19 protein-coding genes and 1 pseudogene are annotated in these 22744 nt (G+C 70.5%); 15 read left to right on the top strand and 5 right to left on the bottom strand.

Features of this window, described 5'->3' with window-relative positions:
* The first annotated feature begins 43 nt into the window (after positions 1-43).
* Together FH608_RS43945 and FH608_RS43940 are read left to right on the top strand one after the other, a co-directional pair.
* Complete coding sequence (locus tag FH608_RS43945) at positions 44-814, top strand: IclR family transcriptional regulator (protein ID WP_139636992.1); 771 nt, start codon at positions 44-46, stop codon at positions 812-814.
* A gap of 94 nt (positions 815-908) precedes the next feature.
* Entirely contained in the window at positions 909-1757 is an 849-nt protein-coding gene (locus FH608_RS43940) for a fumarylacetoacetate hydrolase family protein (RefSeq protein WP_139636991.1), read from the top strand.
* Positions 1758-1765: 8 nt separating this feature from the next.
* On the opposite strand, the gene FH608_RS43935 is transcribed toward FH608_RS43940, so the two are convergent.
* Complete coding sequence (locus tag FH608_RS43935; protein ID WP_139636990.1) at positions 1766-2545, bottom strand: CPBP family intramembrane glutamic endopeptidase; 780 nt, start codon at positions 2543-2545, stop codon at positions 1766-1768.
* A gap of 123 nt (positions 2546-2668) precedes the next feature.
* On the opposite strand from FH608_RS43935, the gene FH608_RS43930 reads away from it, so the two are divergent.
* The gene (locus FH608_RS43930; protein ID WP_139636989.1) at positions 2669-3760 is read left to right on the top strand and encodes a sensor histidine kinase; all 1092 of its coding nucleotides are present in this window, start codon (positions 2669-2671) and stop codon (positions 3758-3760) included.
* Complete coding sequence (locus FH608_RS43925) at positions 3757-4398, top strand: response regulator (RefSeq protein WP_139636988.1); 642 nt, start codon at positions 3757-3759, stop codon at positions 4396-4398. The genes FH608_RS43930 and FH608_RS43925 overlap by 4 nt, the downstream gene beginning before the upstream one ends.
* Positions 4399-4425: 27 nt before the next feature.
* On the opposite strand, the gene FH608_RS43920 is transcribed toward FH608_RS43925, so the two are convergent.
* The gene (locus FH608_RS43920; RefSeq protein WP_226900448.1) at positions 4426-5136 is read right to left on the bottom strand and encodes a GntR family transcriptional regulator; all 711 of its coding nucleotides are present in this window, start codon (positions 5134-5136) and stop codon (positions 4426-4428) included.
* A gap of 297 nt (positions 5137-5433) precedes the next feature.
* On the opposite strand from FH608_RS43920, the gene FH608_RS43915 reads away from it, so the two are divergent.
* The 8 genes from FH608_RS43915 to FH608_RS43880 all read left to right on the top strand — a co-directional run bounded on the left by FH608_RS43915 (position 5434) and on the right by FH608_RS43880 (position 16595).
* Positions 5434-7506, top strand: coding sequence for a hydantoinase/oxoprolinase family protein (locus FH608_RS43915; RefSeq protein WP_139636987.1), 2073 nt, complete (start codon positions 5434-5436; stop codon positions 7504-7506).
* A complete protein-coding gene (locus tag FH608_RS43910) occupies positions 7503-9263 on the top strand; it encodes a hydantoinase B/oxoprolinase family protein (RefSeq protein WP_139636986.1) in 1761 nt (586 codons plus the stop codon). Before FH608_RS43915 ends, FH608_RS43910 begins: the two co-directional genes overlap by 4 nt.
* On the top strand, positions 9260-10876 hold the full coding sequence (locus FH608_RS43905) for an ABC transporter substrate-binding protein (protein ID WP_139636985.1): 1617 nt from the start codon (positions 9260-9262) through the stop codon (positions 10874-10876). The genes FH608_RS43910 and FH608_RS43905 overlap by 4 nt, the downstream gene beginning before the upstream one ends.
* A complete protein-coding gene (locus FH608_RS43900) occupies positions 10864-11703 on the top strand; it encodes an ABC transporter permease (protein ID WP_139636984.1) in 840 nt (279 codons plus the stop codon). Before FH608_RS43905 ends, FH608_RS43900 begins: the two co-directional genes overlap by 13 nt.
* Before the next feature lie 22 nt (positions 11704-11725).
* Positions 11726-12745 carry an ABC transporter permease gene (locus tag FH608_RS43895; protein ID WP_139636983.1) on the top strand — a complete coding sequence of 340 codons (1020 nt, stop codon included), beginning with the start codon at positions 11726-11728 and terminating at the stop codon, positions 12743-12745.
* Entirely contained in the window at positions 12742-14376 is a 1635-nt protein-coding gene (locus FH608_RS43890) for a dipeptide ABC transporter ATP-binding protein (protein ID WP_139636982.1), read from the top strand. Before FH608_RS43895 ends, FH608_RS43890 begins: the two co-directional genes overlap by 4 nt.
* Complete coding sequence (locus FH608_RS43885; RefSeq protein WP_139636981.1) at positions 14373-15590, top strand: metal-dependent hydrolase family protein; 1218 nt, start codon at positions 14373-14375, stop codon at positions 15588-15590. The genes FH608_RS43890 and FH608_RS43885 overlap by 4 nt, the downstream gene beginning before the upstream one ends.
* Positions 15591-15719: 129 nt before the next feature.
* Positions 15720-16595 (top strand): ornithine cyclodeaminase family protein, encoded by an 876-nt coding sequence (locus FH608_RS43880; RefSeq protein ID WP_226900447.1) that lies wholly within the window; start codon positions 15720-15722, stop codon positions 16593-16595.
* Between the two features lie 252 nt (positions 16596-16847).
* Here the strand turns inward: FH608_RS43880 and FH608_RS43875 are convergent, their stop codons facing one another.
* Positions 16848-18386: an FAD-dependent monooxygenase gene (locus tag FH608_RS43875; protein ID WP_139636979.1), complete on the bottom strand. Its 1539-nt coding sequence runs from the start codon at positions 18384-18386 to the stop codon at positions 16848-16850.
* Positions 18387-18478: 92 nt separating this feature from the next.
* Here FH608_RS43875 and FH608_RS43870 point away from each other — a divergent pair, with 92 nt between their 5' ends.
* Both FH608_RS43870 and FH608_RS54580 read left to right on the top strand, forming a co-directional pair.
* Positions 18479-19123 carry a TetR/AcrR family transcriptional regulator gene (locus tag FH608_RS43870; RefSeq protein ID WP_139636978.1) on the top strand — a complete coding sequence of 215 codons (645 nt, stop codon included), beginning with the start codon at positions 18479-18481 and terminating at the stop codon, positions 19121-19123.
* A 992-nt stretch (positions 19124-20115) separates the two neighbouring features.
* The gene (locus FH608_RS54580) at positions 20116-20370 is read left to right on the top strand and encodes a MerR family transcriptional regulator (RefSeq protein WP_139637103.1); all 255 of its coding nucleotides are present in this window, start codon (positions 20116-20118) and stop codon (positions 20368-20370) included.
* 85 nt (positions 20371-20455) lie between these two features.
* On the opposite strand, the gene FH608_RS43860 is transcribed toward FH608_RS54580, so the two are convergent.
* The gene (locus FH608_RS43860) at positions 20456-20689 is read right to left on the bottom strand and encodes a hypothetical protein (RefSeq protein WP_139636977.1); all 234 of its coding nucleotides are present in this window, start codon (positions 20687-20689) and stop codon (positions 20456-20458) included.
* Between the two features lie 937 nt (positions 20690-21626).
* Positions 21627-21832, bottom strand: a pseudogene (locus FH608_RS43855) (cold-shock protein).
* A 324-nt stretch (positions 21833-22156) separates the two neighbouring features.
* Between FH608_RS43855 and FH608_RS43850 the strand changes: the two are divergent.
* Positions 22157-22525, top strand: coding sequence for a hypothetical protein (locus tag FH608_RS43850; protein WP_139636976.1), 369 nt, complete (start codon positions 22157-22159; stop codon positions 22523-22525).
* Positions 22526-22744 lie beyond the last annotated feature (219 nt).

The following is a 22744-nucleotide window of genomic DNA, read 5'->3' as shown; positions in this document are numbered from 1 at the left end:
GAAGAACTTCCGTTTCATGGAATGGCGATCTAGTATTCGGAACATGTCCGAGCTGATCGACGAGCCGAAGCTCGTCGGGTCCGACCGCGTGCTGGCGGTGCTGGCCGAGCTGGCGCGCCATCCCGACGGGATCGGGCTGGAGGAGATGGCCCGGGCCGTCGCCAGCCCGAAACCGACCGTGCACCGCGCGCTGGCCGCGCTGCGCCGTGCCGGGTTCGCCGCGCGGCACGGTCACGGCCGGTACGTGCTGGGCGACGAGTTCCTGCGGATGGCCTTCGCCCATCACGAGGCCCGGCCCGACCATGTGCGGGTCACCCCCCTGCTCAAGGCGCTGTGCGACCGGTACGGCGAGACCGTGCACTACGCGGTGCTGGACGGCGACTCGGTGGTCTACCGCTCCAAGCTCGACCCGGCGGCCGGCGCCGTCCGGCTCACCTCGGTCGTCGGCGGCCGCAATCCGGCGCACTGCACGGCCGTCGGCAAACTCCTGCTCGCCCACCGCCTTCCGGACGCGGACGCGGTCCGCGCGTGGGTGGGCGACCGGGTGCTGGAGCGCCGCACCGAGCGCTCCATCACCACCGTCGAGGGCCTGCACGCCGCGCTGGAGCGCATTCGCGAGCAGGGTTACGCCACCGACGATCAGGAGAGCGAGCCGGGCGTCAACTGCCTGGCGGTGCCTGCCTACCTGACCTCTCCCACGATGCCCAGCGGTGCGATCAGCGTCAGCGGCCTGGCCTACCGGACCCCGTTGCGGGCGCTCATCGACGACGTGGCCGCCATCCGTGCCGTCGTCACGGGAAGGCAGCCCCTGTGAAGGCCACCCCGGCCTCGGCCGACCCGTACGTCCTGCGCGAGAGCCAGGTTCGGATGCCCACGCCCTGCTGAAACCCCTTCGGAAAGAGACACCCGTGTACCTCATGCGCATCGGCGCGCCCGGCGCCGAGAAGCCCGTCGTCCGCATCGACGAGACGCACTACATCGACGTCTCCGACGTCACGCCCGACTTCGACGAGAAGTTCTTCGCGGCGGGCGGCGTCGCGCTGCTCGCCGAGAAGGTCGCCACCGGTCGGCCCCGGGAGTTCGCCGGCGAGCGGATCGGCGCGCCGTTCGCCCGGCCGCACCAGATCCTGTGCATCGGCCTCAACTACAGCGACCACGCCGCCGAGACAGGACAGGCGGTCCCCGACGAGCCGATCCTGTTCACCAAGTCGCCCAACACGCTCGTCGGCCCCAATGACGACGTACGCATCCCGCGCGGCTCCACCAAAACCGACTGGGAGGTCGAGCTCGGCATCGTCATCGGCCGCCGCAGCTCCTACCTCGGCTCGGCCGAGGAGGCGAAGGGGGCCATCGCCGGCTACTGCGTGGTCAACGACGTCAGCGAGCGCGCCTTCCAGATGGAGCGCGGCGGCCAATGGAGCAAGGGCAAGTCCGCCGAGACGTTCAACCCGGCCGGGCCCTGGCTGGTCACCCCCGGCGAGATCGCCGACGTGACGAACCTCGGCATGTGGCTGGACGTCAACGGGGTGCGCCGCCAGAGCGGCACCACCGCGAACATGATCTTCGACCCGTACGTGATCGTCCATCATCTGAGCCAGTTCATGGTCCTGGAGCCCGGCGACCTCATCAACACCGGCACCCCGCCCGGCGTCGGCATGGGCCACGACCCGCAGATCTGGCTCCAGCCGGGCGACGTGGTGGAGCTCGGCATCGACGGCCTGGGCAGCCAGCGCCAGCACGTCGTCGGCCCCCGGTAGACGCGTCCTCAGGTCGCCACCTGGTCGCGTGCCCGCGGACTCCGCCTGAAGACGCCCTGATCCCTGAGCAGGACGGCTCCCGCCAGCGCGAGCCCGATGGCCATCAGCACGAGCAGGACGCCGAAGTTCTCCGGCTTCACGGGCATGCTGCGCATGCCCAGGTGGAAGCCCAGGTGCACGCCGGCCGCCATCCACAGCCCGCCGCCGCGCACCCGCGCCGCCCCGGCCGCGAAACCGAGCGCCGTGGCCATGAGCACGTACAGCAGCTTGTCGCCGATGGTGGTTCCCGAGCCCTGGGAGAAGACGTGCATGGAGCCGAACGCGACCGACGTGATGATCAGGACCGCTCGCGGCGACAGCCGCTGTGACAGGGTGTCGAAGACGTGGCCGCGCCAGAGCAGCTCTTCCGGGAAGGCCTGGTTGAGCAGGAGCAACACGGCGCCCAGCGGCAGTTGACCCAGCAGGACGGAGGCGTCCACCGGCACCCAGGTTCCGGCCCCCATGGCCATGGCCGTCCCGAAGGCGGCGAGGATCGGCAGCGCACCCGCGAGAACGCCGAGCAGGAGGTGCCACGGTCTGTGCCAGCCCAGTGACGACCAGGGCCGCCGGTCCAGGAATCGCCGCACCACGTAGACGAGCAGCAGCGCGGTGAGCGTGATGCCGAGCGGGCCGAGAAGACTCACCAGCGGGCTCGTCCGGTCGAGGAACAGTAACGGGAGGGTGGAGCCGATGATCGCCTGCGCGAACATGAGCACCATGGCGAGCAGGACGGTCCGGAGAGTTCTCATACCGGGAACGCTAGGAAAGCGCGGACGCGCGGCGCATCGAGCCAGAGATAGAACTCACCATGACCAACGTCATGGTGACCTTCGGTGGATCACAGGTGCCCGGCGGAACCGTAGGTTTGTCGTATGGCATGGCTACGTGACCCCGATCGGCCCCCTCTCCTGAGCGTGGTGTTCTGGCTGGTGCTCGGGGCCACGGTCGCGGTCAACCTGATGCTGCCCAGCGGCGTGGTCAACCGGCTCCTGTTCTTCGCCGACGTCGTGCTGCTGTGCGGGTTGTGGCTGGTCATGCCGTGGCGGCCCGGACGCGGCCGGCTCCTGGCCACCCCCGTCTTCCTGGCGGGCTCCTTCGCGCTGGGGCTGGTCGGGGCGGCGGGCACGCACGCGCCCTTGACGCTCCTGGGCATGGCCAACCTCGCCCTGGTGTACGGCATGCGGACCGCCGGCGCGACCCTGGCCGCCTTCGGTGCGATCCTGGTCATCGTCCCTCCCCTGTTCTTCGGCAGGACGTTCGTCCAGGCGCTGGTCGATCTGGCGGCGATCGCGGTGCTCAGCGCCTTCTCCATGGGCATGGCGTCGGCGGTGCTGCGGGCCAGGCGGCTCGCCGAGCGGGTGCGGGAGTTGACCGTCGCCGAGGAGCGCGCCAGGATCGCGGCGGAGATGCACGACTCGATCGGCCACCATCTGACGGTGATCAAACTGGGTCTGGAGAACGCCGAGCGTTTCCGCGAGCGCCGGCCCGAGGCGGCCTGGGAAGAGGTGCACCAGGCCAAGGACCTCACCCAGGCGGCGCTGGCCGACGCCCGCCGGTGGGTGCGCGCGCTGCGCCCTCTGGCGCTCGACGGCGACCTGGGCAGTGCCGCGCTGCAGAAACTCGCCGACTCCTTCTCCGGCACGGGTGTCACGGTGACGTTCGAGGTGGAGGGGATGGAACGCCCGCTGGCGCCCGACACCGAACTGGTGCTCTACCGGGTGCTGCAGGAGGGGCTCACCAACGCCGTACGGCACGCGGAAGCGACGTCCGTGCGCGGCACGCTGACGTTCGACAGGAGGAGGATCGTGCTCGTGGTCGCCGACAACGGCAAGGGGTTCGGCCAGGGCCATGGCTCGGGCTTCGGGCTGAGCTCGCTGAGCGACCGGGTCGCGGCGCTCGGCGGCAGGCTCATCAGCGGCGACCAGGCCGTGGGCTTCGAACTGCGCGCGGAGCTGCCGTCGTGAGCGCGGTCCGGGTGCTGCTGGTCGACGACCAGGAGCTGATGCGGCAAGGACTGCGCAAGCTGCTGGAGATCGAGGAGGGCATCGAGGTCGTGGGCGAGGCCGCCGACGGGGTGGCCGCGCTGGCGGCGATCGACGAGACCAGACCCGACGTGGCGCTCGTGGACGCCCGGATGCCGCGCATGGACGGCGTGGAGCTGATCACCCGGCTGTCGGCCGAGCATCCGGGGGTGGCGGCGATCGTGCTCAGCACCTTCGACGAGGACGACTACATCTTCGGGGCGCTGCGCGGCGGCGCCGTCGGCTACCTGCTCAAGGACTGCTCCCCCGACGAACTGGTCGCGGCCGTGCTGCGCGCCGGCCGCGGCGAGACCGTGCTGAGCAGCCCGGTCGCCGCCCGGCTGGTCGCCAACCTGCGCCGGACACCGGCGCACGGCGCGTTCTCCGGCGAGGACCTGCTGTCCGGCAGGGAGCGCGAAGTGGCGCGGATGGTGGCCGCCGGGGCCGCCAACAGGGAGATCGCCGCCCGGCTGCACATCACCGAGGGCACGGTGAAGAACCACGTCTCGAGCGTGCTGCGCAAGCTGGGGCTGCGTGATCGCACCCAGCTCGCTCTGCACCTGACGGAACGGCGGTCCTGACCTCGCGCGGTTTCCGCGGCGCGGGGCTCACTCCGCCGTGGTGTCCCCCGTGGCCCACACGCCGCGCACGTGCCGGAGATGCCGGCGCATGAGCGCCTCCGCTCCGTCGGCGTCACGCGCGCAGATCAGGTCGATCAGCTCCGCGTGCTCACGGGCGGTCGCCTCCAGTTCCCCGCGCTCGGCCAGTCTGGCGATGCCGTACAACCGCGAGCGGACCCGGAGGCTGTGCACGGTGTTCACCAGGCTCTGGTTGTTGCCGTAGGACAGCAACTTGAGGTGGAACTGCAGGTCGGTGGCGCTGTGCCCGATCGCGTCCTTGTCCCGGGCCGTGCGGACGAGTTCGTCCGCCATGGCGCGCAGTTCGTCGAGGCCCGCCTTGTCGTCGATGCCCCGTTCGGCTATGAGCCGCACGGTGGGGGCCTCGATCAGTTCGCGCAGCTGGATGAGTTCGTCGAGTTCGGTGCCGGTGAGCTGGACGACCCGGAATCCCTTGTTGGGGATCGCCTCGACGAGCCCTTCCTTGACCAGGTCGAGCATCGCCTCACGGACGGGGGTCGCGGAGATTCCGAGCTGTGCGCCGAGCGCCCGGGCGGAGTAGACGGTGCCGGGCTGGAGGTAGCCCGACATGATCGCGGCGTGCAGCCGTCGCACCGTCGCGTCGCGAAGGGACTCGCGGGGACGCAGGGTCGCCAGCGGATCGTCCGTCATCGTGTCGGCGGGCATGTCGGTGGCCCTCATCGCCTCGTCGTCCGGCGCCGGCCGGACGTCCGCCGGCGATCGCCCGGCGGCTCCTCCTGGTTCACGATTGGCTCTCCCCTCGGTCTCGGACACCGGTTGATCGTAGTCCAGCGGGGACGTGTCCCTCCCCGCGTAGGGGTGCCGCTCCCCCGCGCATCGCGACCCGGTTGACGCAGAAATCTGGTCATCAGCCCTTCCCGATTCACCGGAACACCATCTAAGCTGCACTGCTATATCACATGCGACACCTGATACTCTGCTCCATTCTCGCAGGTAAGCGCAAGAGAAGAGGGACGAATGGCCGAATCCACGACCAAGCGACGTCTTGCCGTCGATGTGGGCGGAACCTTCATCGACTACGTGCTGCTCGACGAGACCACCGGGGAGGTGGTCGTCGAGAAGCAGCCCGCGACGGCGAGCAACCTGCTGAACGAGTTCATGACCGGCATCGAACGCCTGCCCGTGCCGCTGTCGGAGATCGAGCTGCTCATCCACGGCACCACGGTCGCGCTCAACACCCTGGTCCAGCTCCGCGGGGCCAAGACCGGGCTGCTGACCACGAAGGGCTTTCGCGACGTGCTCGAACTCGGTCGCGGCGGCCGGCCGGACATGTTCGACCTGCAGATCACGGCCCCCGAGCCGCTCGTCGAGCGCAAGCTCCGTCGCGAGATCGGCGAGCGCCTGGCGGCCGACGGCGGCGTGGTGCGTCCCGTGGACTTCGACGAGGTCAAGCGCGAGGTCGACTTCCTCGTCGGGCAGGGCGTGAAAGCGGTCGCGATCACGTTCCTGCACAGCTACAAGAACCCGAAACACGAGCAGCTCGTCGCCGAGTACGTACGCTCCACCTACCCCGACCTGTCCGTGAGCGTCTCCAGCGAGCTGGTCCGCGAGTGGCGCGAGTTCGAGCGGACGTCGACCACGGTCATCAACGCGTTCACCCAGCCCCACTTCGCCGGTTACGCCGGCGCGGTGGAGGCGGCCACGCGTGAGAACGGCCTGGCCAACCCGATCGCGTTCCTGCGCTCCAACGGCGGCGTCATGCCGATCAGCGCCGCCCAGCGGCGCCCCGTGGACACGCTCGGATCGGGTCCGGCCGGCGGGGTCGTCGGGGCGCGGGCGCTGCTCGCGGCGACCCCGTACCGCAACGGGATCTGCGCCGACGTCGGCGGCACGACCTACGACGTCGCCCTGATCCGCGACGGCGAGGTCGTCGAGCGGTCGGAGACCATCGTGGAGGGCCGCCCGATCATGGGCTCGGTCATCGACATCGTGTCGGTGGGCGCCGGCGGCGGGTCCATCGCCTCGATCAACCCCCTGTCCGGCACGTTGAAGGTGGGGCCGGAGAGCGCCGGAGCCCATCCCGGCCCGGCCTGTTTCGGCCATGGCGGCACCGAGCCCACCGTGACCGACGCTCAGGTGATCCTCCAGATGCTGGACCCCGACCGGTTCCTCGGCCGGCGGATGACGCTCGACCGCGAGCGCGCGGAACACGCCATCATCGGCGCGCTCGGCGACGGCGCGAGCGTGGTGGAGCACGCCGCGGGCATCGTCGCGGTCGCCCAGGCCAACATGGCCAACGCGATCCGGCAGATGACGACGCAGCGCGGCCTCGACCCCCGCGAGTTCGTGATGATCTCCTTCGGCGGGGGCGGCGGCCTGTTCGCGGCCGGGGTCAGCGAGGAGCTCGGCGTCCGCACCGTCCTCGTCCCGCCGGCGGCGGCCGGCTTCTCCGCGTGGGGGATGCTCACCAGCGACTACCGCGAGGACGCGACGGTCACCGTCTCGGTCCCGATCACCACCGAGACCTACCCGCTGATCACGCGCCAGCTCAAGGAGCTGCACGCCGAGGCGACGGCGGCGCTCGGCGGCTACGGCTTCCCCCTCGACCGCGTCGAGTGCTCGTACAGCGCGGAGATCCGCTTCGCCGGTCAGGAGCACACGCTCAGCACGCCGGTCGACGCCGCCGTGGTCGAGGACGACGCGCTGGAACTCCTCGGCGAGCTGCCCGCGCAGTTCGCCGCCCAGCACCGCGAACGGTACGGGCACGGCGACCCGGAGGCGCTCACCGAGGTGGTCACCCTGCGCTGCCGGGCCATCGCCCCCGTGGTGCGCCCCGCCTTCCCCACCCCGCCCACCGTGTCCGAGGTCACGCCGGTGACCTCGCGCGACATCTGGTTCCCCGCCACCGGCTGGTGCCGGGACGTCCCGGTGTACGAGCGAGCCGACCTCGGGCTCGGAGTGACGATCAACGGCCCCGCCGTGGTGGACGAGTGGACGACCACCGTGATCGTGCCACCGGCGTGGAACGCCCGGATCGACCAGACCGGGAACCTTGAACTCACCTTCGACGGCAAAGGGAGCGTCCGATGAAGGCTATCGCCGACCCGGTCAAGGCCGAGATCGCCCGTAACGCGCTGGTCTCCGCGGCCAGGGAGATGCACGACACCCTCATCCGCAGCGCGTACAACCCGCTGATCTTCGACGTCAAGGACTTCGGCGTCACCATCCTGTCGGCCGACGGCGACCTGTGGGCCGACGCGCCCGGCCTGCCCGTCTTCGTCAGCTCGCTGCCGGAGACCGTGCGGTCCGGCATCCGCCGCTGGGGCAAGGACGGGTTCCAGGAGGGCGACGTGCTGATCGCCAACTGCCCGTACCTCACCGGCACCCACCTGTCGGACACGGCGGTCTACATGCCGGTCTTCCACGAGGGCGAGCTGGTGGCCTTCACCGCCACCATGGCGCACTGGGCCGACATCGGCGGCATGAGCCCCGGCGGCTGGACCGTGAACTCGACGGAGATCTACCAGGAGGGCCTCCGGTTCACCAACCAGCGACTGCACATCGCCGGCGAGCCGAACGTCGACCTCCTCGACTTCATCGCGGCGAACGTGCGCGTCTCGCACATCGTGATGGGCGACCTGAACGCCCAGATCGCGACCTGCCTGACGGGCGCGCGCCGCATCCAGAGCCTGTGCGACCGGTACGACCGCAAGGACGTCACCGCCATCATGGGCGACGTCATCGGCCGCACGGAGGCGGCGCTGCGCCGGGAGCTCGCCGTCCTGCCCGACGGCCGGATGGAGCGCGTGCTCGAACTCGACTTCGACGGCATCGACCGCGGCTACCGTCCGCGGGTCGCGGTGCAGGTCGCGGTCGAGGGCGACCGGCTCACCATCGGCTTCGACGGCACGTCGGCCGCCGCCCCTGGCCCGATCAACGTCGGCAGCGCGGCCGCGTTCAGCGCCGTCACCGAGGCGGTCAAGGGCATCCTCGACCCGCTGGGGCCGACCAACGAGGCGCATCTGAAGGTCATCGACGTGACGTGGCCGGAGGAGAGGACGCTGGTCACGCCCGGCCAGCCGTCTCCGTGCGACTCCTACGGCTACGTCGGCACCAGCCTCACCGAGCTGATCGCGCACGCCATGACCGAGGTCGCGCCGGAGCGCGGCCGCGCGGCGTCGTACCAGATGGTCTCCGACTACGTGCTGCGCACGAAGGCCGGCACCCGGCAGTTCGTGTTCGCCGAACCGGTGATGGGCGGGCACGGCGCGTTCGAGGGGCACGACGGCGGCACGTTCGTCTTCAGCGGCGACGGCGACACGCTCAACACGCCCGTCGAGGTGATGGAGAGCCGGTACCCGCTGCGGTGCGAGAGGTTCGCCTTCAACACCGAGTCGCCCGGGGCGGGCGAGTTCCGCGGCGGCATGGGCGTCATCCGCGACATCCGCGCCCTCGAGGACGACTGCATGATCAAGACCGCGCTGGAGAACACCAAGGACCCCCTGGCGCTCGGCCTGCACGGCGGCGCCGCGGGCGAGAGCACCAGGACGGTCCTGACCTACGCCTCCGGCGAGGCCGAGACGCAGCACGAGCGCGTCGGCGACTTCCCCGTGCCCAAGGACACGGTGATGAGCCTGCGGACCGGCGGTGGCGGCGGGTACGGCGACCCGCTCCTCCGCGACCCCGCGCGGGTGCTGAAGGACGTGGACAACGACTTCCTCGACCTCGACGGCGCCCGGACGGTCTACGGCGTCCACCTGCTCCGCGACGAGAACGGCGAGCTGTCGGTGGACGAGCGCGCGACCGAGCGGGAGCGGGCCTCCCTGCGCGAAGGCCGCCGGCCGTGAGACCCCGCGCGATCGCCGCCGCGGCCCTGGCCGGCGTCCTGGCGCTGGCCGGGTGCACCGCGGACAAGCTGGGCGTGACCGGTCCGGCCGTCTCGCGGGGAGCCGACTCCGCTCCCCTGCAGGTCAGCTTCGCCTCGGCGCCCGCCTCGCTCGACCCGGCCAAGAGCTGCACGGGCGAGGACCGCCAGCTGCTCAACTCGCTGTACGTGCGCCTGGTCGACTTCGGGGCCGAACCGGGCCCCGAGGGCACGACCCAGATCGACTACTCCACGATCACGCCGTATCTGGCCAGGAGCTGGGACGCCTCCGACGACGGCAAGACCTACACCTTCAAGCTCAAGACCGGCTGGAAGTTCCCCAGCGGCACCCCGATGGACGCGCGCGCGGTCGAGTTCTCGCTCGAACGCGCGCTGAAGATGAACCAGTGCGGCGCGGTGATCCTCCACGACCTGTACACCGATCCGCCGCTGATCAAGGAGATCGAGGCGCCCGACGCGGAGACGCTGGTGATCAGGCTGAGCCAGCCGGACCCGCAGGTGCTCGCCGCGCTCGCCGACACCTCCGGCGGCATCGTCGACCCGTCGCTCGTCAAGGCCAACGGCGGCGTCGTGGAGAACGAGGGCAACGCCTGGATGGACTCGCATTCGGCGGGCGGCGGCGCGTTCGTGCTGCAGTCGTACGCGGCCGGTGCCTCGGCCGTGCTGAAGGCCAACCCCGACTACGGCGGGCTGCCACCGGCGAGCAAGGAGATCCGCATCACCTGGGTGACGTCGCCGTCCACGCAGTTGCTGAACGTCCAGAACGGCACCACCGACATCGCCTACGGCCTGAGCGGGTCCGCGCTGAACTCGCTCAAGTCCGACCCGAAGGTGCGGGTCGTGTCCTACGACGACACCCAGTCGATGCTCATGACGCTGCCGAACAACCAGGAGCCGTGGACGAACCGCGACGTCCGCGAGGCCGTGGTCAAGGCGATCCCGACCGAGGACATCATCAAGAACGTCGTGTACGGGTTCGGCAAGGCCTACTACGGGCCGATCCCGCCGTCGATGCCGGGTTACAGCGAGGAGCACGGCCGGCCGGTCGCCACCGACGTGGCCGGGGCCAAGGCGCTGATCGCCAAGTCAGGGGTCAGGACGCCGATCGACGTGACGCTCGACATCCTGGCCGGCGACCAGAACCAGAAGGCGCTGTCGACGGTCATCCAGAGCGCGCTCAAGGAGATCGGCATCAACGTGTCGGTGCGCACGCTGACCTCGAGCGCCTGGAACGACGCCGTCTACAACGGCAAGAGCCAGGCCTCGCTCCGGTTCGACGGGCCCGCGCTGGCCAACGCCGGCTACTACCTGCAGTACGACGAGGCGTGCAGCAGCGTCGGCTCGTTCAACACGGGATACATCTGCGTCAAGGCCAACACGCCGCTGCTGGACCGGGCGCGCGGGACGGCCGACACGAGCGAGCGGGACGAGCTGTACGCGCAGCTCACCGAGAACTGGGTGAAGGAGTATCCGCGGGTGACGCTCTACCAGAGCCTCACGCCGTTCGTGCTCTCCTCGTCGGTGCGCGCGTTCCACTTCTCCAGCTCGTACGACATGCGGACATGGGCGAAGTAGCCATGAACGGCACGACATCCGCCTGGCGCCGCTGGCCGGTGATCGCCTCGATGGTCATCCTGGCCGTCTACCTCATGCTCGCCCTCGCCGGGACCTTCCTCGGCGACCAGGCCAACGTGGCGGACGTGACGCGGACGCTGCGCCCGCCGAGCGCCGAGCACCTGCTCGGGACCGACGGCGAGGGCCGCGACGTGCTGAGCCGCGTCAGCGTCGGGGCGGGGATCTCGATCATGCTGGCCGCGATCTCGGTCGCGCTCGGCGCGGCGGGCGGCCTGATCGTCGCCCTGGCCTGCGGGCTGGGCGCGCGGTGGCTCGACCGGGTGCTGATGGCGCCCATGAACGCCGTGCTGGCCTTCCCGCAGCTCCTGCTCGCCATGGCCATCGCGATCGCGCTCGGCAGCGGGCTGACCAGCGCGGTGATCGGCATCGTCGTGACCATCATCCCGGTGTTCGCGGTGACGCTCCGCGGTGAGGCACTGCGCAGCAGGTCCGAGGCGTTCGTCGAGGCGGCCACCACCATCGGGCTGCCCCGCTGGCGCATCGCGCTGCGCCACGTCGTCCCGTACCTGGGCACCACCATGACGGTGCAGATCGCCGCGAACTTCGGCTCCGCGGTGATCACGCTGGCGGCGCTCAGCTACGTCGGCGTCGGCGCCAGGCCGCCCACCGCCGAATGGGGCGCCATGATCAACGACGGGTTGCAGCACGCGGTCAGCGGCCAGTGGTGGGTCGGCGTCGCGCCGGGCATCGCCCTGCTCGGCCTGGTCATCGCCGTCAACATCTTCACCGACCAGGTCCGGGCGCGCCGCCGCCCGGCCGGCTGGTGACCGGAACGCAGGAGAGTGCCGCATGTTCCGCGACATCCGCCAAAGACTCCTCGCCAGCGCCGTGACCATCGTGCTGGCGTCGTTCGTCTCCTTCGTCGTCCTCCGCGCGCTGCCCGGCGACCCGGCCCGGCTCATCGCCGGTCCCCTCGCCGGCCCCGAGACCCTGGCCGCCACCCGAAGCAGCCTCGGCCTGGACCGTCCGTTCTTCGCCCAGTACGGGCAGTTCCTGTGGAACTTCGTCCGCGGCGACTGGGGTTACTCGTTCTCCGTCGGCGACGAGGTGCGCGAAGCGCTGACGTCCCGCCTCACGGCCACGCTCGAACTGGCGCTGTACGCCTTCGTCCTGGCGGTCGTGGGCGCGCTGGTGTGCGCCAGCGTGGCGAGCTTCCGCCCGGGGTTCCGGCGCGGGCTGGTGCGGCTCTTCGCCCTCGTGGGTCTCGGCAGCCCGCCGTTCTGGGTCGGGCTGGTCCTCATCGTGGTGTTCTCGTCCTACCTGGGGTGGTGGCCGGGCCCGAGCGGCCGGCTGTCGCCACAGCTGTACCCGCCGGAGCCCGTGACCGGCTTCTACACGGTCGACTTCGCGCTGCACGGCGACCTCATCGGCGTCAGCGACTCGGCCGCGCACCTCGTGCTCCCGGTCGTCTCGCTGGCCCTGCTGCCGTGGGCGTTCCTGACCCGGCTGCTGACGGCCAACATGGCCGACACGGCGGGGCAGCCGTACATCCTCGTGGTCCGCAGCAAGGGCGTCCCCGCATGGCGCACGCACGTGCGGCACGTGCTGGCCAACAGCCTCCTGCCGACGGTGAGCTCGTGCGGGCTCATCCTGGCCACGCTGATCACCGGCAGCGTGCTGGTCGAGACGGTGTTCAACTGGCCGGGCGTGGGCGCCATGCTCACCGAGGGCATCTCGGCCCAGGACTTCGCGCTGGTCCAGAGCTTCATCCTGCTGAGCGCGATCCTCTACGTCGTCGGCAACCTGGTCGGCGACGCGGTGAACCGAATGATCGACGCCCGCCTGCGCACCCCGGGAGCCGCCAGATGACCGTGAGCACAGTGAACCCCACCGGCACCGCGGTCGAGGTGTCGGACCTGCGCGTCGCCTACGGCGGCGACGAGGTTGTGCACGGCGTCTCGTTCCGGCTGCGACGCGGCGCCCGCCTGGGCATCGTCGGCGAGTCGGGCTCCGGCAAGTCGACCGTCGCGCGGGCGGTGCTCGGCCTGCTGCCGCCGGGCGGCCACGTGACGGGGGGCCGGATCGAGCTGCTGGACACCGACGTGGTGGGACGGACCGACAAGGAGATGAACGACCTGCGCGGGCGCGTCGTCTCCCTGGTGTTCCAGGACCCGCTCACGTCTCTCGACCCGGTCAAGCCCATCGGCAAGCAGATCGCCGAGGTGATCGTCCAGCACCACCGGGGCCTGCCCAGGGCCGAGGTGCGGGAGCGCTGCCTGCGGCTGCTGAACGAGGTCGGCGTGAACGACGCCGAGCGGCGGCTCAAGCAGTACCCGCACGAGTTCTCCGGCGGGATGCGCCAGCGCGTGCTCATCGCCATCGCCATCGCCAACCAGCCGGACGTGCTGATCGCCGACGAGCCGACCACCGCGCTCGACGTCACGACCCAGGCGCAGGTCCTCGACCTGCTCAGGACGACCGCCGAACGGCACGGCATGTCGGTCATCCTGGTGACCCACGACCTCGGCGTCGTCGCGGAGTTCTGCGACGAGGTCGTGGTGATGAAGGCGGGCGAGATCATCGAGACCGGGACGGCGGAGCAGATCTTCGCCTCGCCGGCGCAGGACTACACCCGGCACCTGCTCGACTGCATCCCGCGGCCCGGCGATCGCCGTCCCGGCCCGGAGTTCGGCGACCCCGGCGACGCCGAACCGGCCGCGGTGCTGACGATCACGGGCCTGCGCAAGCGGTACGGGCGCGGCCCGCACGTGCTGGACGACATCGACCTGACGCTGCACGCCGGTGAGACGGTCGGCATCGTCGGCGAGTCGGGCGCGGGCAAGTCCACCCTGGCCAGGACCCTGATCCGGCTGGAGAACGCGTCCGGCGGGACCATCGACCTGAACGGGGCCGACTTCGGCGCCGCCAGGTCCAAGCGGCTGCGCGAGCTGCGCCGCGACATCCAGATGGTCTTCCAGGACCCGTTCAGCTCGCTCGACCCGCACATGCAGGTCGTGGACATCGTGGCGCAGCCGCTGATCGTGCACGGCCTCTGCGACCGGCCCGCCGCCCGCGCCCGCGCCACCGAGATGCTCGCGAGCATGGGGCTGGACGAGCAGTTCCTCGACCGGCTGCCGCGCAACCTCTCAGGCGGGCAGCGGCAGCGGGTCGCCATCGCCCGGGCGCTGATCCTGCGCCCCGCCGTGGCCGTGCTCGACGAGCCGATCTCCGCGCTCGACGTGTCGGTCCGCGCGCAGGTGCTCGACCTGCTGCGCGAGGAGCAGCTCTCCCTCGGTACGGCGTATCTGTTCATCGTGCACGACCTCGCGGTCGCCCGGTACTTCTGCGACCGGATCGCGGTCCTGTACGAGGGGAAGATCGTCGAGTTCGGCAGCCCGGCGGACCTGTTCGAGCGGCCGCGGCACCCGTACACCCGGCGCCTGCTGGACGCGATCCCCGATCCCCACCACCTACAGCGACGGATGAAGGACACCACATGACCGTGATCGGACTGCGCGGCGCGACGATCTTCGACGCGACCGGGCGTGAACCCCGGCGTGCCGACGTCTGGCTGCGCGACGGCACCATCGGCGAGATCGGCGGCGGCGTGCCCGCCGGCGACGGCGACGCCCTGGACCTCGACGGGCACACGGTGCTGCCCGGCTTCATCGACGCGCACGCCCACGTGGGCCTGCTCTCCCTGTACGGCCAGGCGGCCTGGTCGGACGCGGAGCAGGCCGCCTACGTCTTCCGCAACCTGCGGGAGTCGCTCGACCAGGGCTTCACGACGCTGCGCGACCTCGGCGGCATCGACGGCGGCGTGGTGAAGGCGATCAGGGCCGGGCTCGTCGAGGGCCCGCGGGTCCTGCCCAGCGGCCAGATCCTCTCCCAGATCGGCGGGCACGGCGACATGCGGCCGCGAGCGTCCGACGAGCCGGAGAACCCGAGCTTCGGCTGCGGCGGCCTGGTGCGCAACCACGCCCTGTGCACCGGGACCGATCAGGTGCGGGCCGCGGTGCGCACCCAGTTCCGCCGCGGCGCCACCCAGATCAAGATGTTCGTCACCGGCGGCGTGCTGTCCGAGGGCGACCCGCTCGACGTGCCGCAGTTCACCGTCGAGGAGATCCGCGCCGCGCACGAGGAGGCCGCCGGCCACGGCTCCTACGTGACGGTGCACGCGCACAGCGACGCCGGGCTGCTGCGCGCCCTGGAAGCCGGGGTGCGCTCGTTCGAGCACGCGTCCATGATCAGCGAGGAGGCGGCGCAGGCGTTGAAGCGCGCCGGCGCGTTCGCCGTGCCGACGCTGGCGGTCGACGAGGTCCTGGCGTCCGACCCGGCTTCCTGGGGCGTGCCCGCCCACCTGCTCGACGACCTCGACGACCTGCGCGACAGCCAGCGCCGCTCGGTGCGGATGCTCTTCGGGCTGGGCGTGCCGCTCGGCTCGGGCGCCGACCTGATCGGCGTCGAGCAGCGCAGCCGCGCACGGCAGATCTACCTGATGGCGAAGGAGATCGGGCTCGCGAACGCCATCGAGTCGGCCACCCGCGTCAACGCCGAGCTCATGGGCCTCGCCGGCCGGGTCGGGACGATCGAGACCGGCAAGATCGCCGACCTGGTCGTGTACGAGGGCGACGCGGCCGTCGACCCGGAGATCATCGGAACCCGTCCCCCGGCGTACGTCATCCAGGGCGGGCGGATCGTGCGCAGACCCTGACCGCCGCCCGGCACGCACGCAACCCCGGCCTCCGCCGCCCGGCGCGAGGCCCCGACCTGGAGGTGCCCCGTTTCCGACATCCCCTTCCTCGACTCACACGAGGTCGCCGCGCGGCTGCCCTGGCCCGCCGTGATCGACGCGCTCGACCGAGCCGTTCCGGCGGCGTTCGGGGACGGCCGCTTCCACGACCGTTCCGTGATCCCGGCCCGTGGCGGGCACCTGCTCGCGATGCCGGCGGCGAGCGAGAACGCGGTGGGCGTCAAGCTCGTCGGCGTGGGCCCGGACAACCCGCGGCACGGGCTCCCCCGCATCCAGGCCCTCTACGTCGTCTTCGACGCGCGGCACCTTTCGCCGCTCGCCGTCCTCGACGGCACCAGCCTCACCACCATCCGCACGGCCGGCCAGTCCGCGGCGGTGGTGCGGCGGCTGGCCGCGCCGGACGCGCGCCACCTGGTCGTCTTCGGCTCAGGACCGCAGGCCCGGGCGCACGTGGAGGCCCTGTGCGCGGTGCGGCCCGTCGAGACGGTGCGCATCGTGGCGCGCCGCCCCGAGCCGGTCGCCGCGCTCTGCGCCGAGCTGGGCTCCGACCGGCTCGACGTCCGGCCCGGCACGCCGGACGACGTGTCGAAGGCGGACGTCGTGGTCTGCGCGACCACCTCGGCGACGCCCGTCTTCGACGGGAGAGACCTGGGCGAGCGGGCATGCGTCGTCGCGGTCGGCTCGCACACGCCGGACGCCCGCGAACTCGACCACGCCGTGTTCACGCGCGCGTCCCTGACGCTCGTCGAGCACCGCGGCACTGCGCTGCGCGAGGCCGGCGACATCATCCACGCGGTCGCCGCCGGCGTCCTGACGGAGGACCGGATCACGGACTTCGGCGACCTCGCGGAGCGCGGGGCGCCGGCGGTCGAGGGAATCTCGGTCTACAAGAGCGTCGGCATGGGCTACCAGGACCTGGCCGTCATCGAGGAGGCGCTACGCGCCGACGTCGCAGCCCGGCGGTGACGCTTCCCCCACCGCGCCGGGTTCAGGCCGTCTCCCCGGCCGGGTATCCCGCCGGCATCGCCAGGGCCACGTCGCGCACCGCTTCATCGCCCGGCAGGAAGCCGGAGCCGCGCAGGCCGTGGCCGTCACTCGGTCACGGCGAGCGCGTCGAGTTAGGCGCGGACGCCGATGGCGCGGCCGGGAATGGTGCGCCGCGGGCGATGGGGCCCGGCCACCGGGTACGGCGTCGGGCGGGCTCCTGATCCGGCCGGCTCAGGAGCGCGGGACCGCGGTGGTGGCGGGCACCCCGAACCAGGAGGTGAGGGCCTCCGCAAGTCCTTCGGGGTCGGCTGTCGTGCGGGCCCAGGCGACGTAGCCGTCCGGTCGGATGAGCAGACCGGCCGGCTCGCCGCAGGACGCGCCGGACGCGGTGACGATCCGCACCCGGTCGGAGTACCCGGCCGCCGCGGCGCGGATCTCCGCCGAGCCGGCCAGGTCCATCAGGACCGCACGGCCCTGCCGCAGCGGCACGGCGGCGAGATTCCACGTGCCGGGGTCCAGGTCCGGCATGAACCTGCCGACCAGGGGGTGTGTCGAGCCGGGCGCGTAGTCGATCTCGGTGCTGTTGGCCATCGCGACGAAGTGGCGCATGACGGCGGGGATCCCCAGCACCTCGGCGAGCACCTCCCGCAGGGCTTCGACCTGCGGGCCGGGCCGCATCAACGCGACCTGCGCGCGGCTGTTGCGCAGCACCCGCTCGCCGATCGGGTGGCGTTCGGCGGTGTAGGTGTCCAGCAGGGAGTCCGGCGCCAGGCCGCGGACCACCAGAGCGAGTTTCCAGCCCAGGTTCATCGCGTCCTGCATGCCGAGGTTGAGCCCTTGGCCCCCGATCGGCGAATGCACGTGCGCGGCGTCACCGGCCAGCAGGATCCGGCCCTCGCGGTACGTGGCCGCCTGCCGGGCGTTGTCGCTGTACCGGCTGCCCACGGTCAGGCCGGTGAGCGTGACGTCGACGCCGGCGGCGCGGCGGATGCTGGCCTGCATCTCCTCCAGGGTGACCGGCGCGGTGCGGTCGCCGGGCCCGTCGTCGAACTCCATGGTGGTGATCTCGCCCGGGATCAGGGGGGACACGGTGACCGTGCCGCCCGGTCCGCGTGGGTTCGAGGGGAGTGCTGCGGGATCGGCCACCTCGGCCATGGCCACGCGGCCGGTCATCGTCGGCTCGGTGCCGGGGAACGCTATCCCGGCGCGCTTGCGCACGGTGCTGTGGCCGCCGTCGCAGCCGACCAGGTAGGGCGCGCGGAGGGTGCGCCCGTCGGCCAGTACCGCGAGCACGGCCTCACCGTCGTCGACGACGTCGACGACCTGGCTGCCGTGCCAGATCCGCACCCCGAGCCCGCTGGCCCAGTCGAGCAGGAACCGCTCGAACAGGTGCTGCCTGAGCAGGTGCGGCTCCCGCTGCACGGTGTTCTCGCCGGCGCCCTCCTCGTACAGCATCAGCCCGCCGAAATGGCCTCGCGCCCTGGCGGATCGGAGTGCGGGGACCGGGGCGGCACCGGCGTCGCCGTCGCCACGTGCGGCGTTCACCCGCTCGAATGTCTCCTGCTGCACTCGGGCCAGTGGTCCGGTCAGACCGCGCAACCGCAGGCTCTGGGTGCTGCGGGCGTTGAGGCCGCGCAGGCCGAGGCTGCGGGCGCGGCGTCCGGTGCCGTCGGCGGCTTCGAGGACGAGCGGGGCCAGGCCGGCCAGGCGCAGCTCGCCGGCCAGCAGCAGGCCGACCGGCCCGCCACCCACAACGAGGACATCGGTCAAGGCAACCCCCTATTTACGCCGTATATTTACACCGTAAATAGCTATATGTATGCTGTAACCCTGTCAACCCGGAACGAGGGAAGGATGAGCGGGTGGCGCCGAGGCAACCACTGACCCGGGAACGCATCCTGGACGCGGCCCTGGCCCTGGCCAGTACGGAGGGGCTGGACGGCCTGTCCATGCGCAAGCTCGCCAAGACCCTCGGCGTCGAGGCGATGGCACTGTACAACCACGTGGCCAACAAGACGGACATCCTCGACGGCATCGTCGACCGGGTGTTCACCGGCATCGTCCGCGCCGACCCCGGACTCCCCTGGCCCGAACGGGTGCGCGCCACCGCGCTGGGCATGTACCGCGCACTGCGCCGCCACCCCGTCGTCCCGATGGCGCTGGTCACCGACCAGGCCAACCCGACATCGCTGCGGGCCCTGCACCCGTTGGACGACCTCTTCGGCGCGTTCTACGAGGCGGGACTGGACGATGACGGCGTACGTCAGGCGTTCGGCGCGGTACAGAGCCTGATCTACGGCTCGATCCTGCTGTCGACCACCGGGTTCATCGGCGACACCGGCCAGGCCGCCCCACGCGAGCAACTCGACCCCTACGTCCACCGCCTGGACCCGGACAAGCTGCCCCACTTCAGCCGGATTCTGCCCACGCTGGCGGCCGAGGACACGGAGAGCGACTTCATACGGCGGTTGGACGTAGTGATCGCCGGGCTTCCGGCGCTGAAGTGACCCGCGAGGGAGTTGACGACGCAGGCAGCGAGCGAGGTGGTGATCGGGATCTCGGGCTTGATCTCGTAGAGGGCGGCGCCCGGCGATCGCGCCCTGCTGCTCGAGCCCGACGAACAGCGTGGGTGCGGCGGTGAAGCCGGGGATCGCCGGCCCGGCGGTGAACGGGGCGACAGGCGACCGCCCACCCCACGCCGGCGACTCGAACTCCTGCACCGGATTCCGCATCACCGCGGGCTCTGGAGACTGCCACGACAAGGCCACTACCCGGTTGGCATCCGAAGCGCAGTCCCGCCCGCTCTTCTCCTGTCGATCGTGTCGCAGAGATTGGTTCTCGCCTCACGCGTGGAAGAAAATCTGTAGTCGCCACTGTAGACATTCGGGCGGACAGGGGATAAGCTTTCTGACATCGCAAAGGATGTATCCACGAAGGCAGTGCAGGACGAGCAGCACGACGAACTGCCTGGACGAGCGTGGACAGTAGTACCGAATGAAGGAAGGGCAGAAGGTCGGACTGCCGCGGCCAGTGCGTTGGAAGGGCCGCGGCGGTGGACGTACTGCCCTGCATGAAGTCGGCACCAGCGGTTGGGGTGTCGAGGTACCGATAACCGGAAGGGAGTGTTGAACGCCATCAGGATCGCCCGTCGCCAGGCGCATGTAGCCGCACGGGTACCGCAGCTCCACGAACAGGACGGTGGTCTACGGTCACGCTTACGCGATCCCCGCACCCCCGCATCGAGCGGCTGGTGCGGAATAGGTGAACCGGCCAGAAGTGCCGGTCGATGGTGTTAAACCTCTGGGCCCCGGCGCATCATGGCGCCGGGGCCCCTGTTCGCATGTGGGAAGGTTGAATGGATCAAACACCTCAGGCATCGGCCGCCGCCTCCAGGCTGGAGCGGCCCCGCCCTGCCGATGATGCGCCGGCCGACACGCCGACCGCCTCGGCAGGCAGTCCCGAGCAACGGCTCGACGACGAGGACTACCCCGCCTACAGCATGGGCCGGGCCGCTGAGATCCTCGGCGTCACCCCCGCCTTCCTGCGCAGCCTCGGCGCCGCCAAGCTGATCGAGCCGCTACGCAGCGAAGGCGGTCACCGCCGCTTCTCCCGCTACCAACTGCGTCTGGCCGCCCGCGCCCGCGAACTCGTCGACACGGGCACCGCGCTGGAGGCGGCCTGCCGCATCATCATCTTGGAAGACCAGCTCGCCGAAGCGCTGCGCATCAACGAAGAACTGCGCCAACGCCGCTGAAGCCCTGTTCTCGCGCCGGGCCATGCCAAGGTCACAGGACCGGCCACACTGGCCGGTCAAACACCTCAGCACTGCGGCGCGCTGGTCAGGAGGAGACAGCGCGAACCTCTGTCACCGTGAACGTGTCGACGACGTGCCGGTTGGCGAGGAGGAACCCGATCAGTCCCGCGATCGCCTCCGTGCCGGTGGCGGCCCGCGCCTGTCCGCTGAGAAGGTAGACCAGCGGCGTGGACGGCTGGTCGAGCGCGAAGTGGCGGCCGTGGCGGCGTACGGCTTTCAGTGCCCTGATCGGCATCGGCCGCTCAGATGTGAACCACACCGCGACTCTCCACAGCGGCAACGCCGGATCCGCCTCGGTGGAGGCGTGATAGCAGGCGATGCAGCCCTTGCCGGCGTGCAGTCCGTGTGGGCAGGTCCATCCAACGATGTCATCGGCCGGCCGGCCGCGGGGGTCCAGCTTCGCTTCGGTCACGCGGTGGCGTAGGGGTCGTGCCGGCTGCTCGGACGGGGGATCGGAACGGCTATCGATGATCAAATCCTTTCCCTGCTGTGTCAGTCAGCGGAAGCGTCGGGACGGGCGACGCAGGAGGGCATCCGCCTGAGGCGGCAGCACCCGCTCGAGCCCCTCGTCCGCGTGGCCGGCGGCCGCGCCGAACCACCGCAGGGGCGCCGGGACCGTCGATCGGTTCCTCGGCAACCAGTTCGGCCGAGGAGCCCATATCTCGAGCCTTCGGCCACCAGCACGTCGGGGCGCCACTGGCGACGACCTCGACCGCCGAGCATGCCAGAGCATGAGGAGCGCAGAGTGTCGTACGGCGCTGGTAGCGCCAGAAGGTGCACGCGGCGAGCACCGCGTGTTCGAGGACTTCTCGAGGTACGGGCCGGTGGCCCGTCGAAAGGGCGGCCAGGCCGATGACCGGCGCGGCGGTGAAGGCGTGCACAAGTCTGCCACTGCCCACACGGAGAAGGGTATGGCCGGCCAACGGTTCGAGGGGGCTGTCGGAGTTCTGATGGTGGCGCAATGTCATTTCGCGATGGGCGCCGACCGACGAGTGGCCGCTCGCCATCGGACGTGCCACCTGTCTCTGGCGTGAAGCCCGCCTGTGTCCAGGGCCATGCCGACGCGGGTGCCCGCATACGGGCGGTCCCAAGTGAGCTCACCATACGCCGCCCGGCAACGTGCAGGGCTGAGCGCGGTGCCGGGTTCGCACCCGCCGGCGGGTGCGAGCCCGGGTCACCGCCGCGTCAGCGTCAGGTCAGGCGGCCACGATATTCTCCGCCTGCAGCCCCTCATGGCCCTGGACGACGTCGAAGAACACCTTCTGGCCGGCGTGCAGTTCGCGGTAGCCGCCGTCGGCGGCAATGTCGGAGTAATGGGCGATGACGTCGGCGCCGCCGGCGTCCTGCGCGATGAAACCGAAGCCTTTTCCGAGCTGAACCACTTCACGGTGCCGGATGCCATGGCGATCTCCTTCAGGGATGTGGAGTAACGCGATTCGCACGGCGCGAATCGCGGTGTCGCCGCGATGAAAGCCCATCCGGGGATGACCGGAAACAAAATCGCACCTGGAAGCACTTCTGCCAGGTGCGTATGAATTCTTCATGGGTACAACAACTGCAACATCGGTGATCTTAGCACCTTCTCCCGAGCACCAGATCGAGGCGCGCCGCGCAGGCAGGCGCCGTCGAGGCCGCCCGCCTACTCCACCTTATGGATCGTGACAGCCTGAACCGCCGTCAGAAGGACCGTGTGCACGGGAGATTCGTGTCGCGTTGATGCGGATCCGTGGGCGAATTCATCGAGTACGACCGTGTTGCGGGCACGATCCAGCTCAACAACCACCCCTTTGAGCGATTGCCCCCCATGGAGGTGCACCGTCACCCGCTGCTGCTTGCCTTCGACGCTCGACAGCGCGTACACCCATACATCAATATCTGCCATCTCATCCTCCACGAATCTCGCGGCGACAACATCGAGCACGCGCGCCCGAAGGACACTCACAAGGTCAACGCCGTCCCGGCGAATAAAACAGGAATGTTTCGGTCAAGTCCGCGTGCGGATGCTGTTCGACACCGCTTCAGTACCAAAAATAGTGCAACACCCGCCATGTCCACCAAAATGATCGGCATCGCGCGAACCGACCCCAGGCATTGACCGGCGGCTCTTCACTGCATGCGGAGAGCCCGCTCAGCCTCGGCGCTACGGTCGATCCGTTCGTCCAGGAACTCGAGCGACTGCGCCAAGGCCTAGACGAGTAAGTCCTAAGTCGCCGCGGGATGGAGTGTGTACATGACGAAGGGTGTTGACGATCGGTTTGTGACAACAGACCTCAACACCCTTCTCACCGCACTGTACGTCAGCATCGACGACTGG

The sequence above is a fragment of the Nonomuraea phyllanthi genome (genome assembly GCF_006334985.2).
Classification (GTDB): Bacteria; Actinomycetota; Actinomycetes; order Streptosporangiales; family Streptosporangiaceae; genus Nonomuraea; species Nonomuraea phyllanthi.
The sequence above is the reverse complement of the archived record's forward strand: the minus strand, read 5'-3'. Positions and strand labels throughout refer to the sequence as shown.